The 15,520-nt window shown below is 69.2% G+C and carries 14 protein-coding genes and 2 riboswitches; of the genes, 9 read left to right on the plus strand and 5 right to left on the minus strand.

Annotated elements, in window-relative coordinates:
* Window positions 1–187 (minus strand): hypothetical protein (locus G3N96_RS22490; RefSeq protein ID WP_206138501.1); only part of this gene is annotated, 187 nt, incomplete at its 3' end.
* A 31-nt stretch (window positions 188–218) separates the two neighbouring features.
* Here G3N96_RS22490 and G3N96_RS22495 point away from each other — a divergent pair.
* The 7 genes from G3N96_RS22495 (at window position 219) to G3N96_RS22525 (ending at window position 9,656) form a co-directional block, all read left to right on the plus strand.
* Entirely contained in the window at window positions 219–1,271 is a 1,053-nt protein-coding gene (locus tag G3N96_RS22495) for an oxidoreductase (protein WP_206138502.1), read from the plus strand.
* Between the two features lie 158 nt (window positions 1,272–1,429).
* Complete coding sequence (locus tag G3N96_RS22500) at window positions 1,430–1,792, plus strand: hypothetical protein (RefSeq protein WP_011350564.1); 363 nt, start codon at window positions 1,430–1,432, stop codon at window positions 1,790–1,792.
* 113 nt (window positions 1,793–1,905) lie between these two features.
* Window positions 1,906–2,009: riboswitch (glycine riboswitch) on the plus strand.
* Window positions 2,010–2,042: 33 nt separating this feature from the next.
* Window positions 2,043–2,176: riboswitch (glycine riboswitch) on the plus strand.
* A gap of 84 nt (window positions 2,177–2,260) precedes the next feature.
* Complete coding sequence (gene gcvT, locus G3N96_RS22505) at window positions 2,261–3,379, plus strand: glycine cleavage system aminomethyltransferase GcvT (RefSeq protein ID WP_206138503.1); 1,119 nt, start codon at window positions 2,261–2,263, stop codon at window positions 3,377–3,379.
* Between the two features lie 118 nt (window positions 3,380–3,497).
* Window positions 3,498–3,878: a glycine cleavage system protein GcvH gene (gene gcvH, locus G3N96_RS22510; protein ID WP_206138504.1), complete on the plus strand. Its 381-nt coding sequence runs from the start codon at window positions 3,498–3,500 to the stop codon at window positions 3,876–3,878.
* A gap of 144 nt (window positions 3,879–4,022) precedes the next feature.
* Window positions 4,023–6,950: an aminomethyl-transferring glycine dehydrogenase gene (gene gcvP / locus G3N96_RS22515; protein ID WP_206138505.1), complete on the plus strand. Its 2,928-nt coding sequence runs from the start codon at window positions 4,023–4,025 to the stop codon at window positions 6,948–6,950.
* A 150-nt stretch (window positions 6,951–7,100) separates the two neighbouring features.
* A complete protein-coding gene (locus tag G3N96_RS22520; RefSeq protein ID WP_206138506.1) occupies window positions 7,101–8,237 on the plus strand; it encodes an alginate lyase family protein in 1,137 nt (378 codons plus the stop codon).
* A gap of 30 nt (window positions 8,238–8,267) precedes the next feature.
* Window positions 8,268–9,656 carry an L-serine ammonia-lyase gene (locus G3N96_RS22525; RefSeq protein WP_206138507.1) on the plus strand — a complete coding sequence of 463 codons (1,389 nt, stop codon included), beginning with the start codon at window positions 8,268–8,270 and terminating at the stop codon, window positions 9,654–9,656.
* A gap of 70 nt (window positions 9,657–9,726) precedes the next feature.
* On the opposite strand, the gene G3N96_RS22530 is transcribed toward G3N96_RS22525, so the two are convergent.
* Entirely contained in the window at window positions 9,727–10,128 is a 402-nt protein-coding gene (locus G3N96_RS22530; RefSeq protein WP_124582267.1) for a type II toxin-antitoxin system VapC family toxin, read from the minus strand.
* Complete coding sequence (gene vapB / locus G3N96_RS22535) at window positions 10,128–10,364, minus strand: type II toxin-antitoxin system VapB family antitoxin (RefSeq protein ID WP_206138508.1); 237 nt, start codon at window positions 10,362–10,364, stop codon at window positions 10,128–10,130. Before vapB ends, G3N96_RS22530 begins: the two co-directional genes overlap by 1 nt.
* A gap of 343 nt (window positions 10,365–10,707) precedes the next feature.
* Here vapB and G3N96_RS22540 point away from each other — a divergent pair, with 343 nt between their 5' ends.
* Window positions 10,708–12,411 (plus strand): thiamine pyrophosphate-binding protein, encoded by a 1,704-nt coding sequence (locus tag G3N96_RS22540; RefSeq protein WP_206138509.1) that lies wholly within the window; start codon window positions 10,708–10,710, stop codon window positions 12,409–12,411.
* The gene (locus tag G3N96_RS22545; protein ID WP_206138510.1) at window positions 12,408–13,505 is read left to right on the plus strand and encodes an ADP-heptose--LPS heptosyltransferase; all 1,098 of its coding nucleotides are present in this window, start codon (window positions 12,408–12,410) and stop codon (window positions 13,503–13,505) included. The genes G3N96_RS22540 and G3N96_RS22545 overlap by 4 nt, the downstream gene beginning before the upstream one ends.
* 117 nt (window positions 13,506–13,622) lie before the next feature.
* On the opposite strand, the gene G3N96_RS22550 is transcribed toward G3N96_RS22545, so the two are convergent.
* Both G3N96_RS22550 and G3N96_RS22555 read right to left on the minus strand, forming a co-directional pair.
* Window positions 13,623–14,657: a helix-turn-helix domain-containing protein gene (locus G3N96_RS22550; RefSeq protein WP_124582259.1), complete on the minus strand. Its 1,035-nt coding sequence runs from the start codon at window positions 14,655–14,657 to the stop codon at window positions 13,623–13,625.
* 216 nt (window positions 14,658–14,873) lie between these two features.
* Window positions 14,874–15,428: a hypothetical protein gene (locus G3N96_RS22555; protein ID WP_206138511.1), complete on the minus strand. Its 555-nt coding sequence runs from the start codon at window positions 15,426–15,428 to the stop codon at window positions 14,874–14,876.
* Window positions 15,429–15,520: the final 92 nt, after the last annotated feature.

Consider the following 15,520-nt stretch of genomic DNA (forward strand, 5'->3'; position numbering starts at 1 on the left):
TCGGCAGCCGTTCGTCGCACGGACCAGGCAGGCAACCCCGCGCGCACGGCACGCGGGCCCGCGCAAAATGCCGGCTTTCCTTGCGCAAGCGCCGCATCGCATCGCGCATTTCGCCCGAACGCGCCGGTGCAAGCGGCGGCGCCATGCCAAAATAGCCGGTCGTCCTCGCGCCGTCCCGGCGCGCCATCCTTTAGTTTCCTTCGCAGCCAGGAATTGCCATGTCGTCATTGCTCAGGATTGGTTTGATGGGTTTCGGTTTCGCCGGCGCGACGTTCCACGCGCCCGTGATCGCCACGAGCGGCCGCACGGAAGTCGCCGCGATCGCGACGGGTCAGCCCGATCGCGCGCAGGCGGCGTATCCGGCCGCGCGCGTCGTCCCCGATCTCGACACGCTGCTCGGCCTCGACGACATCGAGTGCGTGGTGATCGCCACGCCGAACGACACGCACTTCGCGCTCGCGCGCCAGGTGCTCGAAGCGGGCCGCCACGTGGTCGTCGACAAGCCCGTGACGCTCACCGCCGACGAGGCGCTCGCGCTCGCGCGCCTCGCGAACGCGCGCAGCCGGCTGTTCGCGCCGTTCCACAACCGCCGTTGGGACGGCGATTTCCTCACCGTGCGCGACATCGTCAAATCGGGCGAACTCGGCCGCATCACCCGTTTCGAGTCGCACTTCGACCGCTTCCGCCCGACCCCGCGCACGCGCTGGCGCGAGGAGCCGGCTCGCGGCGGCGGCCTGCTGCTCGACCTCGGCCCGCACCTGATCGACCAGGCGCTCGCGCTGTTCGGCCTGCCGGAAACGGTGAGCGCGAGCGTCAAGACGCGCCGCGACAACGGCACGGCGCCCGATTTCGTGCACCTGCAGCTCGGCTATCCGGACAAGGACGTCGCGCTGCATGCGAGCGCGCTGTCGGCGATCGAACCCGCGCGCTTCACGCTGCACGGCACGCGCGGCAGCTACCAGAAGTTCGGGCTCGACACGCAGGAAGACCAGCTCAAGGCCGGCCTCACCGCCGACGACGTCGAATTCGGCGGCGGCAACCCGCCCGGCCTGCTGCGCGTGCTCGACGGCGAAGTCGAGGTCGAGCGCCCGGTGCCGACGCTCGATGGCCAGTACGCGGAGTTCTACCGCGCGCTCGCCGCGTCGATCCGCGACGGCGCGCCGTTCCCCGTCACCGCGCAGGACGCCGTCGACGTGATGACGATCATCGAGCTCGCCGCGCAGAGCGAGCACGACGGCCGCCGGCTGCCGTTCGTGCGCCGCACGATCTGACACCGCGCGCCGGCCGGTCGCGGCCGGCCGGCGCCGGTGCATCGGGATCAGCCGGAACATTCGGTTACAAATGCCGGAGGAACGAAAGTCAGCGGCAGACTGGTCTGATGCGTTTCTCAAAAAAGTCGATCCGACACCAATCCGTCAGGAGAATGTTGATGCAACGGTTGATTCGCGCAGCTGCATGCTGCGTCCTGGTTTCCTCGCTTGCGGCCTGTATCGTGCAGCCGCAGCAGCCGGTCCGCCCGGCGCCCCCGCCGCGGCCCAATCCGCAGGTCGTCGCGAACGAGCGGATGCAGCAGATCCAGGGCCGGATCGACAACCTGCACCGCCGCATCGATGCGCGCGTGAACGGCGGCTACTACCCGCCGCCCTACGGCGCGCAGCTTCATCACCGCCTCGACGTGATCCGCCAGGAATCGAACGACATGTCCGCGCAGCACAGCGGCGGCCTGTCCGGCGACGAGCAGCGCGTGCTGAACCAGGAACTCGACACGGCCGCGCGCGCGATCGGCGAGTAACGCACCGGCGCCCGCCGGAGCGCAAAAAGCGGCGGCACCGGTTGCCGCCGCTTGTCGCGAAGCGACATTCTTTTGCTCAAATTGACAAGGCCCACCCGCTCGCGTACAGTCGCCCGCACGCGTCGGGAGAGCGTGTAACCGGGCTGTTTCAGCACCGGTTGCGCCGCCGAAGGGGCACACCCGCAAACTCTCAGGCAAAAGGACCGACCGCGTCGGGGAATCCCGTCCGCGCATTGCGCGGGCCACACTCTCCCCGCACTCTGGAGAGCGGCAGTAGCCCGCAGCGCATCCGCTGCGCGGGCAAGCTGCCCACCGAAGGGGCGCGCGTTCGCCAGGCCTGGCCGGCAGCGCAATCTCTCAGGTATCGAGGACAGAGGGGCATGTACCGGATCGCTCGCAGGCCATCGGCCGCGGCGGTCGGCACATGGCCGTTCTGATCCGCGCGCAAGCGCCTTGCCTGAGGCCTCGATGACTGCACTGAATCACACCCCGCTCAACGCCGCGCACCGCGCGCTCAATGCCCGCATGGTCGACTTCGGCGGCTGGGACATGCCCGTCAACTACGGCTCGCAGATCGAAGAACATGAAGCCGTGCGCACCGACGCCGGCATGTTCGACGTGTCGCACATGTGCGTCGTCGATTTCACCGGCAGCCGCGTGCGCGCATTCTTCGAGCATGCGATCGCGAACAACGTCGGCAAGCTCAAGACGCCCGGCAAGGCCCTCTACTCGTGCCTGCTCAATCCGCAGGGCGGCGTCATCGACGACCTGATCGTCTACTACTTCACCGAAGAATTCTTCCGCGTCGTCGTCAACGCCGGCACGGCCGAGAAGGACATCGCGTGGTTCAACCAGCTGAACGAGCAAGGCGGCTTCGGCGTCACGATCGCGCCGCGCCGCGATTTCGCGATCGTCGCCGTCCAGGGCCCGAACGCCCGCGAAAAGGCCTGGGCGACCGTGCCCGCCGCGCGTGCCGCCACCAGCGAACTGAAGCCGTTCAACGCCGCGCAGGTCGCCGGCACGCCGTTCGGCGATCTCACCGTCGCGCGCACCGGCTACACCGGTGAAGACGGTTTCGAAGTGATCGTCCCGGCCGTGCACGTCGAAGCGCTGTGGAACGCGCTGCAGCAAAACGGCGTGCGCCCGTGCGGGCTCGGCGCGCGCGACACGCTGCGCCTCGAGGCCGGCATGAACCTGTACGGCCAGGACATGGACGACACCGTCTCGCCGCTCGACGCGGGCCTCGCGTGGACGGTCGATCTCTCCGCGCCGCGCGACTTCGTCGGCCGCGCCGCCCTGGAAGCCAACGGCACCCGCGCCGCGTTCGTCGGCCTGATCCTGCAGAAGGAGAACGGCAAGGCCGGCGGCGTGCTGCGCGCGCACCAGAAGGTCGTCACGCCGCACGGCGAAGGCGAGATCACGAGCGGCACGTTCTCGCCGTCGATGCAGGAATCGATCGCGTTCGCGCGCGTGCCGGCGGCCGTCCAGATCGGCGACCTGGTCCAGGTGCAAATTCGAGACAAGAATCTTCCCGCGCGCGTGGTAAAACTGCCGTTCGTGCGCAACGGCAAGGTCCTCGCTGCGTAACGGCCGGGAGGCCCGCCTCCCGGGAAGCCGGGAGATGGCGCCCGGCGCAACACCACACCCGGCGCGCCCCGGCGGCGCGCCAGCAGAACGAACACACCTTTTTAATCAGGAGCATCCGATGAGCAACGTCCCGGCCGAGCTGAAATACACCGACGAACACGAGTGGATCCGCACCGAGGCAGACGGCACGCTGACGATCGGCATCACCGATCACGCGCAGAACACGCTTGGCGACATCGTGTTCCTCGAGCTGCCGAAAGTCGGCACGCAGGTGAAGGCAGGCGACGCGATCGGCGTCGTCGAGTCGGTGAAAGCCGCGTCCGACATCTATTCGCCCGTGACCGGCGAAGTCGTCGCGATCAACACCGACGTGGCCGACGCGCCGGAAGACGTGAATGGCGATGCGTATGACGCATGGCTGTTCAAGATCAAGCTCGCGGCCGGCGCATCGACCGACAGCCTGCTCGACGCCGCCGCCTACAGCAAGCTGATCGACTAACCCTCCCTGAATCGCGCGGGGCCGGTCAGCCGCCCTGCCCCGCGCGGAACCCGGGCCGGCGCCAACGCGCCGCCCCGGGTCGACCGCAAAGCATGGGGCCCGGGCGAGCGCTGCAGCGCTCGCCCGGGCCGACCAAGGAACGCCATGAAGCTCGAACACCCGGACCGCCTGATGAACCGCACGCCCCTCTCGCTCGCCGCGCTCGAAACGCACGACGCGTTCGCCGAACGCCACATCGGCCCCGACGCCGCCAGCCAGCAGGCCATGCTCGACACGCTCGGCTTCCCGACGCGCGCCGCCCTGATCGACGCCGTGATCCCGGCCTCGATCCGCCGCGCCGAAACGCTGCCGCTCGGCCCGTTCGCGCAGCCGAAGAGCGAAGCCGAAGCCCTCGCCGCGCTGCGGGTTCTCGCGGACAAGAACCAGGTGTTCCGCTCGTATATCGGTCAGGGTTACCACGACACGCACACGCCGGCCGTGATCCTGCGCAACGTGCTCGAAAACCCGGCGTGGTACACGGCCTACACGCCGTACCAGCCCGAAATTTCCCAGGGTCGCCTCGAGGCGCTCCTGAACTTCCAGCAGATGGTCGCCGACCTCACCGGCCTCGCGATCTCGAACGCGTCGCTGCTCGACGAAGCCACCGCCGCCGCCGAAGCGATGACGCTGCTGCAGCGCACCGGCAAGCCGACGTCGAACGTGTTCTACGTCGCCGATGACGTGCTGCCGCAAACGCTCGAAGTGATCCGCACGCGCGCGCTGCCGGTCGGCATCGAGGTCAAGACGGGCCCGGCCGCCGACGCCGCGCAAGCGAATGCGTTCGGCGTGCTGCTGCAATACCCGGGCGTGAACGGCGACGTGCGCGACTACCGCGCGCTCACCGAAGCGATCCACGCGGCCGGCGGCCACGTGGTCGTCGCGGCCGACCTGCTCGCGCTGACCGTGCTCACGCCGCCGGGCGACTGGGGCGCGGACGTCGCGATCGGCAACACGCAGCGCTTCGGCGTGCCGATGGGCTTCGGCGGCCCGCACGCCGCGTATCTCGCGGTGCGTGACGAATTCAAGCGCCAGATGCCGGGCCGCCTCGTCGGCGTGACGGTCGACGCGCAGGGCAAGCCCGCGCTGCGCCTCGCGCTGCAGACGCGCGAACAGCACATCCGCCGCGAGAAGGCGACGTCGAACGTGTGTACCGCGCAGGCACTGCTCGCCATCATGGCCAGCATGTACGCGGTCTACCACGGCCCGCACGGCCTGAAGACGATCGCGCTGCGCGTGAACCGCATCGCGGCGCTGCTCGCCGCCGGCGTGAAGCAGCTCGGCTTCGCGACCGTCAACGACACGTTCTTCGACACGCTGACGATCGACACCGGCGCGCGCACCGCGCAGGTTCACGCATTCGCGAAGGCGAAGCGCATCAACCTGCGCCGCGTGAGCGACACGCAAGTCGGCGTATCGGTCGACGAAACGACGACGCGCGACGACCTCGCCGATCTCCTCGCCGTGTTCGCGCAGGCCGCGGGCGGCACCGCACCGGCCGTCGACGCGCTGGACGCGGGCCTCGCCGGCGTCCCCGCGCTGCCGGCCGGCCTCGAGCGCACGAGCGCGTACCTGACGCACCACGTGTTCAACCGCCACCATTCCGAAACCGAAATGCTGCGCTACCTGCGCAGCCTGTCGGACAAGGATCTCGCGCTCGACCGCTCGATGATCCCGCTCGGCTCGTGCACGATGAAGCTGAACGCGACGTCGGAAATGCTGCCGGTCACGTGGCCCGAATTCGGCGGCATCCACCCGTTCGCGCCGGCCGAGCAGACCGTCGGCTACCGCGAGATGATCGACCAGCTCGAGCAGATGCTCGTCGCGGCCACCGGCTACGCGGCCGTGTCGCTGCAGCCGAACGCGGGCTCGCAGGGCGAGTACGCGGGCCTGCTGATCATCCACGCCTACCACGCATCGCGCGGCGAAGCCCATCGCGACGTGTGCCTGATCCCGGCGTCCGCCCACGGCACGAACCCGGCATCCGCGCACATGGCCGGCATGAAGGTCGTGGTCGTTGCATGCGACGCGCAGGGCAACGTCGACATCGCCGATCTGAAGGCGAAGGCCGAGCAGCACGCGAAGGACCTCGCGGCGATCATGATCACGTACCCGTCGACGCACGGCGTGTTCGAGCAGAACGTCCGCGAGATCTGCGAGATCGTCCATGCGCACGGCGGCCAGGTGTACGTCGACGGCGCGAACATGAACGCGATGGTCGGCCTGACCGCGCCGGGCCAGTTCGGCGGCGACGTGTCGCACCTGAACCTGCACAAGACCTTCTGCATCCCGCACGGCGGCGGCGGCCCGGGCGTCGGCCCGGTCGCGGTCGGCGCGCACCTCGCGAAGTTCCTGCCGAACCAGCGTTCGACCGGCTACACGCGTGAAGAAGACGGCATCGGCGCGGTATCGGCCGCGCCGTACGGCTCGGCGTCGATCCTGCCGATCTCGTGGATGTACATCGCGATGATGGGCGCGAAGAACCTGACCGCCGCGACGGAAACCGCGATCCTCAACGCGAACTACATCGCGAAGCGCCTCGCGCCGCACTACCCGGTGCTGTATTCGGGCCCGGGCGGGCTGGTCGCGCACGAGTGCATTCTCGACCTGCGTCCGATCAAGGAATCGAGCGGCATCACCGTCGACGACGTCGCGAAGCGCCTGATGGACTACGGCTTCCACGCGCCGACGATGAGCTTCCCGGTGCCGGGCACACTGATGGTCGAGCCGACCGAATCGGAATCGCAGGAAGAACTCGATCGCTTCATCGCCGCGATGATCGCGATCCGCGAGGAGATCCGCGCCGTCGAGGAAGGCCGCGCCGACCGCGAGGACAACCCGCTGCGTCACGCACCGCACACGGCGGCCGTCGTCACCGCGAACGAATGGCCGCACGCGTACTCGCGCGAGCAGGCGGCGTACCCGGTGGCGTCGCTGGGCACGAACAAGTACTGGCCGCCGGTCGGCCGCGCGGACAACGTCTACGGCGACCGCAACCTGTTCTGCTCGTGCGTGCCGATGTCGGAATACGCATAACGCGCGCCCGCCCAGGAGCCGTCCGATGGTGACCGCACCGCACGCAACCCGGAGTTGCGTGCGGTTTTTTGTTCGCCGCTCGAACCGGTTCACGTTCGTCCGCCAATCCGGCTAACATCACACGCGATCCAGCCAATGAAGGAGTTCCGCATGGTGCGTCCGATGTTTCCGGGCCATGGTGCAATGCAAGGGCGGCCGCGCGCGCGCCGCGTCGTGCCGATGCTCGTCGCGTCGCTGTCGTTTGCCGCCGCCGGCCTCGGCGCGTCCGGCAGCGCGCGCGCGGCGATGAATTTCTGCGCGGCGCCGGCACTGCAGGCGAGCGAGACGACACAGGCCGAGCCGGGCATCCAGGCGCTGATCCGCAGCGTCGACGCGCGCATCGGCGAGCAGCCGAAGGCAATGGCGCGCGTGCACACCGAGGGCACGCTGCCGCACGAAGGCATCTACGACCAGAGTGCCGCCGCGCTGAAGGATCTCGACCTGATGCGCGATGCCGCACTCGCGTGGCGCGTGACGAACGCGCCGCGCTACCTGCAGCTCGTCGACCGCTTCCTGTCCGCGTGGGTCGCGACCTACCAGCCGAGCTTCAACCCGATCGACGAGACGCGCTTTGAAAGCCTGATCATCGCGTACGACATGACCGCGAGCGCGCTGCCGGTGAAGACCCGCAACGCGACGGCCGCGTTCATCGCGAAGCTCGGCGCCGGCTATGTCGCGCAGATCGACGCGCAGAAGCGTCCGCTCACGGGCACGTGGCGCAACAACTGGCAGAGCCACCGGATCAAGCTGATCGCGCTGTCCGCGTTCACGCTCGGCGACCGCAAGATGATGAACGCCGCGCAGCGGCTGTTCGTCGAGCATCTCGCCGACAACATCGGCCCGGACGGCAAGACCTGGGACTTCGAGGAACGCGATGCGCTGCATTACGCGGTCTACGACCTGCAGCCGCTGGTGACGGCCGCGCTCGCCGCGCGCCGCTTCAACCGCAACTGGCTGCGCGAACGCGGCGCGAACGGCGCGACGCTCGCGGCCGCGCTCGACTGGCTCGTGCCGTATGCGCTCGGCGAAAAAACGCACGAGGAATTCGTGAATTCGCCGGTGGCGTTCGATGCGAAGCGCCGCGAGGCCGGCCTGCCGGGCTACACGGGGCAGTGGGACCCGAAAAACGCCACCGAACTCTTTCATCTGGCCGCGCGGCTCGACGGGCGCTATGCCCGCGTCGCGCAGCAGCTTTCCCCAACGCCGCCCGCATGGCTCGCCGCGTGCCTGCCATTGCAGGCGCGCTAGCAATATTCTTAAAGCAAGGCAGGAATCACTATGGCAGTCAGCGTCTTTGACCTTTTCAAGATCGGCATCGGTCCGTCCAGTTCGCATACGGTCGGGCCGATGCGCGCGGCGCTGATGTTCGTCCAGGGACTCGAGCGTGACGGGCAACTCGCGGCGACGGCCCACGTGAAGGTCGAGCTGTACGGCTCGCTCGGCGCGACCGGCAAGGGCCACGGCACCGATCGCGGCGTGATGCTCGGCCTGCTCGGCGACGCGCCCGACACCGTCGATCCCGACACGATCGACGCGCGGCTGGAAGACATCCGACAATCGAAGCAGCTCGCGCTGCTCGGCACGCATCCGGTGCCGTTCGTGCTGAAGGAGAACATCGCGTTCTACCGTCAGGCGCTGCCCGAGCACCCGAACGGGATGAAACTGCGTGCGTCCGACGCGAGCGGCAACGTGCTGGTCGAGCGCACCTACCTGTCGGTCGGCGGCGGCTTCGTCGTGACGGCCGGCGCACCGAACACGAAGGTGCTGAGCGCGGCCGAGCAGATGACCCATCCGTTCCGCACCGGCGCCGAGCTGCTCGCGCTGACCGAGTCGACCGGCAAGTCGATCGCGCAGCTGATGTGGGAAAACGAGCGCGCATGGCACACCGAGGAAGAGACGCGCGACGGCCTGCTGAAGATCTGGGCCGTGATGCAGTCGTGCGTGTCGCGCGGCTGCGGGATCGGCAACCCGGAAGCCGACGGCAACCTGCCCGGCCCGTTCCAGGTCAAGCGCCGCGCGCCGCAGTTGTACCGCACGCTGACGGGCAGCCCCGAGCGCGCGCTGCAGGATCCGCTGTCGATGATCGACTGGATCAACCTGTACGCGATCGCGGTCAACGAGGAAAACGCAGCCGGCGGCCGCGTCGTCACCGCGCCGACCAACGGCGCGGCCGGCATCATCCCGGCCGTGCTGCACTACTACACGCGCTTCACGCCCGGCGCGAACGAACAGGGCGTGATCGACTTCCTGCTGACGGCCGCCGCGATCGGCATTCTTTACAAGCTGAATGCGTCGATCTCCGGCGCGGAAGTCGGCTGCCAGGGCGAAGTGGGCGTCGCGTGCTCGATGGCGGCCGGCGCGCTCGCGGCCGTGCTCGGCGGCACGCCGCGGCAGGTCGAGAACGCGGCCGAGATCGGGATGGAACACAACCTCGGGCTCACCTGCGACCCGGTCGGCGGGATGGTGCAGATCCCGTGCATCGAGCGCAACGCGATGGCGTCGGTGAAGGCGGTCAACGCGGCGCGCATGGCGCTGCGCGGCGACGGCTCTCACTACGTGTCGCTCGACTCCGTGATCAAGACGATGCGCGAGACGGGCGCCGACATGAAGACGAAGTACAAGGAAACGTCGCGCGGCGGGCTGGCGGTGAATATCGTCGAGTGCTGATGCTGGATCCGAGGGCCATGCGGGACAATCCGACGTCTCGCATGCCCCTCTGGCGCCCTGCGTGCCCTGATCAATCGTCCAGCCAGTTCTCCAGCCGCAATCCCGGATAGCTCGCAAAATCCCGCTCATTGTTGGTCACGAGTACGACATCGAGCGACACCGCATGCGCGGCGATCAGCTTGTCGAGGTGATCCTTTTTCCGCTCCCGGGTTGCCTCGCGGACCGGACCATACGCTTGCGCGGCCGCGACGTCGAACGGCGCGACCGGAATGTCGTCGATCAGCGCGGCAAGATTGCCGCGCTCCCGCGCAGGGCTCGCGCACGCCGCGACGCCGTACTCGAGTTCGGCGTACGTGATCGCCGACATCACGACGTCCCCCGTGTAGCACTGCGCAAACCGCCTCGCAACCTGCTCCGGCTGATTCTTCATCAGGTAGATGCACATGTTGGTGTCGAGCATGTAGCGCGGCATCACAAACCCTCGCGTTCGGCCTGCTCGTGGTCGCTACGCCCTTCGGCCATGAAATCCGGCCCGAATTTCGCGAACTTCTCGAGGACGTTCGTCAAAGGCCGCCGCACCGGCCGAATGCGGATTTCGTCACCCATGCGCTCGATTTCCAGTTCGATATCGCTGCGTTCATAGGCAAGGTCGGCAGGAATTCGCACGGCCTGAGAGTTGCCGTTCCGAAATACCCTCGTCGTATGCATGTCGCCCCCAACATCCGGATGTACTGTGGATGTACAGTATATCCGCTTGGCCGACGATGTAAATCCATGTGTGTACATCCGCGTACCTCGGTATCGATTCGGAAGCGAACGCCGGCGCGCCTTTTTTTCATCACGGATGGGACCCCTTCCCTGACGCCCACGACACGCGGGCCGGCTCGACATTCATCGCGCTCGATTCTTCTGCGTTGTGGATGCACGCACAAGCTGGCCGTTCGGCCGAAAACGTAGTGCATGCCCCGAATCCCTACGTGTTCCGACACTATTCAGGGGCCGCCCAACGGGCGTAAGCTGTACGTCCCGCTACCCAGGGAGACGGCAGCCCATGTCGCATTCCAAGGATCTCGAGCAGCCCGCCACCACCGGCGCGCGACTGCTCGTCGATGCGTTGCTCGCCAATCACGTCGAACGCGTGTTCTGCGTGCCGGGCGAGAGTTTCCTCGCGGTACTCGATGCGCTGGCGGACGACACCGCGCGCATCCAGACGGTCGTCTGCCGCCACGAGGCGGCTGCCGCGAACATGGCCGAGGCCGTCGGCAAGCTCACCGGCCGCCCCGGCATCGCGTTCGTCACACGCGGCCCCGGCGCGACCCACGCGTCGATCGGCGTGCACACCGCGTTCCAGGATTCGACGCCGATGATCCTGTTCGTCGGCCAGTGCGCGCGCGAGCACCTCGACCGCGAAGCCTTCCAGGAAATCGACTACCGGCGGATGTTCGGCCAGATGGCGAAATGGGTCGCGCAGATCGACGACCCGCGCCGCCTCCCCGAATACCTGAGCCATGCGTTCCACGTCGCGACGTCCGGCCGCCCCGGCCCGGTCGTGCTCGCGCTGCCGGAAGACGTGCTGTCCGAAGCATGCGCGCCGCAGCCCGTCGTGCCGGCCGCGAAACGCGTCGCGGCCGCGCCGTCGGCCGCGCAGCTCGACGAACTGCGCGAGCGGCTCGCGCGTGCCGAGCGGCCGTTCGCGATCGTCGGCGGCAGCGGCTGGACGCCCGACGCGTGCGCAAACCTGCGCACTTTCGTCGAGCGCTGGCAGTTGCCCGTGGCCTGCGCGTTCCGCTACCAGGACACAATCGACAACGCGCACCCGAACTACGCGGGCGACGTCGGGCTCGGGATCAACCCCGCGCTCGCGAAGCGCATCCGCGACGCCGACCTGCTGCTCGTGATCGGGCCGCGCCTCGGCGAAGCGACGACCGGCGGCTACACGCTGCTCGACATCCCGAAGACGCGCCAGACGCTGATCCACGTGCACCAGGGTGCGGACGAGCTTGGCCGCGTATATGCGGCCGACCTGCCGATCGTGTCGGGCATGCCCGAAATCGCCGCGCCGCTCGCCGCACTCGAGCCGCCCGAGCGCCCCACCTGGGCCGGCACGGCCACCGACGCGCACCGCGCGTATCGCGAATGGCATGCGCCGCTGCCGATGCCCGGCGACGTCCAGCTCGGCGACGTGATGGTGCAGCTGCGCGAGCGCCTGCCGCATGACGCGATCCTCACCAACGGCGCCGGCAACTATGCGATCTGGCTTCATCGCCACTTCGCGTACCGGCACTTCCGCTCGCAGCTCGCGCCGACCAGCGGCGCGATGGGCTACGGCGTGCCGGCCGCGCTTGCCGCGAAGTCGCTGTACCCGTCGCGCGCCGTCGTCGCGCTCGCCGGCGACGGCTGCTTCATGATGGCCGGCAACGAGCTCGCGACCGCGATGCAGTACGGGCTGAACATCGTCGTGATCGTCGTCAACAACGGGCATTTCGGCACGATCCGCATGCATCAGGAGCGCAACTACCCGGGGCGCGTGCATGGCACGGGGCTCACGAATCCCGATTTCGCCGCGTATGCGCGTGCGTTCGGCGCGCATGGGGAGACCGTCGGGCGCACCGCCGATTTCGCGCCCGCGCTCGAGCGCGCACTGACTTGCGGGCTGCCCGCGCTGATCGAGATCCGCATCCCGCAGGACGCCAGCACGCCGGCCGCGACACTCGAGCAGATCCGCGAACAGGGCCGCCGCGCACGCGGTGGATGACGGTGGGCACGCACGCCGCGCCGCCCGCCGTCGCGCTGTCGCACGACGACGCGCTCACGCTCCCCGGCACGCTGCTCGCGCCGGACGGCACGCTCGTCGCGCCTTATGACCTGGAGCGCGGCCGCGCGCATCCCGTCGGCCATGTGCCGGCCGCGCCCGCACGCGGGCTGCTGCACGCCGCGCACCGGCCGTTCCGGCTCGACTACGACCGCGCACGGCACGTGCACGTGATCAACGGGATGGGCGTGACGCTCGGCGATTCGGTGATCGGGCTCACCGCTCTCGCCGCGCTGCGTGCGGCGCACCCGGGCCTGCACTTCACGCTGTACCGGCCGGCCCGCGCGCCGCGCTACGTCGAGGCGCTGTATACGCTCGCGGCCGACATCGTCGCGCCGTCACGCGCATTGCCGTACCCCGCCGACACGCTGCCGGCGGATGCACCGTGCATCGACGTCGGCAATCACCTGTACTGGCCCGCGTTCGCGCGGCTGCCGATGATCGATTTCTTCCTCGACGCGCTCGGCGTGGAGCCCGCGTCGGTACCGGCGTCGGCCAAGCGCAACCGCTGGCTCGCGCGGCTGCCGCTGCCTGCGCTGCCCGAGGAATGGCGGCGCCCGTACGTGCTGTTCTGCCCGACCGCGAGCACCGCGTTGCGCAGCGTGCCGCCCGCGCTGCGGGCAACGTTCGTCGAGCAACTCGCGCAGCGCTACGGATTGCCGGTGGCCGGGTTCGGGCCCGTCGCCCATCCCGCCTATGTCGACGTGAGCGCCGATGCGGCCGACGATACGGCCCGGTTCATGGCATGGGTGAAGGGTGCCGCCCTGCTGTTCGCGCCCGATACCGCCGCGCTGCATCTCTCCGACGGTTTCGACGTGCCGACGCTCGCGTGCTTCACGACGATCGGGCCGGCGCTGCGCGTGCGCGACTACCCGCATTGCGTGCCGGTCGCGCTCGATGTGCCTGCCGAATTGCACGGGATGCATCGCAGCGAGCGGCCGGCCGATCTCGCGGCGGTCGAGGCCGCTTACCGGGCGATCGACTGGGATGCGTTGGCGTGGCCCGCGCCGCGCGAAACGGCGGCTACGGCCGAATAGGGAGACAGGGTGCGGCGGCCGTCTGCGAGGCCGAAAGCGTCGCTGCGTGTACGCGCCGCCTGAGCCTGAGCCGAAGGCCGCGTCTAAACCAGAACCGCTTCGCCTACCGCCCCGCGCTCACCCCACCGCCACCATCACCGCGCGATCGCGCAGCGTCTCCGACGGCCGCTTGCCGAACAGCCGCCGGTAATCCGTCGCGAACTGGCTGAGATGCCAGAAGCCCCACGCCTCGGCCACGTCCTGCACCGAGCCGGCCGCGCGGCCGCACAAGTCACGCCGCGCGCCGTTCAGCCGCAGCGTGCGCAGGTAGGTGGCCGGCGCCATGCCGAGCACGTCCTGGAAGCAGTACTGCAGCGTGCGCCGGCTCACGTGCAACTGCTCGCACAGCTCAGGCACGCCGACCGGGCGCGTGCGGTGCGCGAGCACGTAGTCGCGCGCCTGTTCGACGATCCAGCGGCGCATCGACGGCGCACGGCCCGAATCGTCGTCGGCCGGCTGCGCGCACACGTCGAACAGCGCGGCCAGCACCTCGGCCTGCAAGTCATCGCGCTGCGCATCGGCCAGCGGGCCGGCCATCGTCACCGCGCCGTCGAGCCGGCGGCCGAGCAGCGCGCACAGGCGCGCGAGCCGCGCATCGCCGACCTGCATCACCCGCTGCGTGAACAGCCGCTCGTCGAGCGCGCGGTGTTCGACGTCTTCCGCGTAGTGACGCAGCACGTCGCCGCGCACGACCACACCGTAGATCGAGAACTGCGCGGGCGTCACCAGTTCGAACTCGACGTTGCCGGGCCGGAACGCGAGCGCACCCGGCCCGATGCGGCACGCATCGACGCGCGCGGTGCCGTCGCTCACGAGCGGAATGCCGAACCAGTACGCATCGCCGCGCACCTCGCATGCCTGGCGCAGCAGGTGGCTCGTCGATTCGCGAAACAGCTTCATCGTGTCGAGCGGCAGCTCGGTCAATGTGCCGACGAAGCGGCCGGCCGCGAGCTGGTCGTAGGTCTGCCGCCAGCCGATCAGGTTGCGCGCCTGCTCGTCGGCGTCATGCGCGACGCTGACGACCGCCTGCCCGGCCAGCGCATCGTCGCCCTGCGCGTTGCGCCGCGTGTCTTCGGCCGTCGGTTCTTCGCTGCACGCCACGTATTGGTCCATCGTGTCCTCCCTCACCTGCCCGGAACCGCACCTGCCACGCAAGTCCCGTGCCGAACAGCGCGCGACCCGCGCAAAGTCCGTCATTCGACGCTGCGCGGCACGAACGCGCCATGCGGGCATGCCCGAACGCCTTGTCGCACGCACCCCGTCGGTGCGGCACGCGCCGCGCCGGCGCATCCGGTACGCGGTGCCCGCCCGGCCATGCGCGACGGCCGCCTAGCCACCGTTCGCGGGCCGCAACCGCACGACCCGCGTGCCGCAATTGCCGTACGCCTGAGTCACCGCCAGCTCGACGATCGCGCTGCCGCCCGGCCACGGCGCCGCGTCCGCATCGGCCAGATCCGTCCGCAGCGTCGCGCGCCCGTTGATCCGGTAACGGAGACCGCGCACGAAGTCGACGAACAGCAATCCGACGCCGCTGCCATGACACCGCGCCGCGTCAATCCGGCCGCCGTCGTCCTCGCCGTACGCCGGCAGCACGAAGCGCAGCGTCTTCGTATCGATCACGCGCACGACCGGCAGCAGATCGCCGTTCGCGTCGCGCCGGCTCTGCACGATGTCGCAGGTCACGCCCGCCTGCCCGTCGCACGCCGTGGCGACGAACATGAATGGCTGCGTCTCGATGAACTGACGCACGCCCATGCTCAGCCGCGTCGTCACGACGTCGCTCATCCGCTCGGCCTCGTCGGCGACGCCGAAGCGGTGATGCGCGTCGAGTTCACCTGCGTGGAACACGGGATGGTGCGGCCAGGATCGGGGCGGTTCTGACATGGGGTTTTACGTCCGGCGCGCCGGCTCGACTTGCCGCGGAAATCGAACGACCATCGGTATCGTTTCCGCCGAAGGCCGCGACCATGCGCGGC

Source organism: Burkholderia sp. Se-20373 (assembly GCF_017104705.1).
Taxonomy (GTDB): Bacteria; Pseudomonadota; Gammaproteobacteria; order Burkholderiales; family Burkholderiaceae; genus Burkholderia.

Coding starts and splice junctions, on each gene's coding strand:
- G3N96_RS22525 (WP_206138507.1), top strand. CDS start 8,268: ATGGCAGTCAGCGTCTTTGACCTTTTCAAGATCGGCATCGGTCCGTCC.
- gcvT (WP_206138503.1), top strand. CDS start 2,261: ATGACTGCACTGAATCACACCCCGCTCAACGCCGCGCACCGCGCGCTC.
- G3N96_RS22550 (WP_124582259.1), bottom strand. CDS start 14,657: ATGGACCAATACGTGGCGTGCAGCGAAGAACCGACGGCCGAAGACACG.
- gcvP (WP_206138505.1), top strand. CDS start 4,023: ATGAAGCTCGAACACCCGGACCGCCTGATGAACCGCACGCCCCTCTCG.
- G3N96_RS22520 (WP_206138506.1), top strand. CDS start 7,101: ATGGTGCGTCCGATGTTTCCGGGCCATGGTGCAATGCAAGGGCGGCCG.
- gcvH (WP_206138504.1), top strand. CDS start 3,498: ATGAGCAACGTCCCGGCCGAGCTGAAATACACCGACGAACACGAGTGG.
- G3N96_RS22500 (WP_011350564.1), top strand. CDS start 1,430: ATGCAACGGTTGATTCGCGCAGCTGCATGCTGCGTCCTGGTTTCCTCG.
- G3N96_RS22545 (WP_206138510.1), top strand. CDS start 12,408: ATGACGGTGGGCACGCACGCCGCGCCGCCCGCCGTCGCGCTGTCGCAC.
- G3N96_RS22495 (WP_206138502.1), top strand. CDS start 219: ATGTCGTCATTGCTCAGGATTGGTTTGATGGGTTTCGGTTTCGCCGGC.
- G3N96_RS22540 (WP_206138509.1), top strand. CDS start 10,708: ATGTCGCATTCCAAGGATCTCGAGCAGCCCGCCACCACCGGCGCGCGA.
- vapB (WP_206138508.1), bottom strand. CDS start 10,364: ATGCATACGACGAGGGTATTTCGGAACGGCAACTCTCAGGCCGTGCGA.
- G3N96_RS22555 (WP_206138511.1), bottom strand. CDS start 15,428: ATGTCAGAACCGCCCCGATCCTGGCCGCACCATCCCGTGTTCCACGCA.
- G3N96_RS22530 (WP_124582267.1), bottom strand. CDS start 10,128: ATGCCGCGCTACATGCTCGACACCAACATGTGCATCTACCTGATGAAG.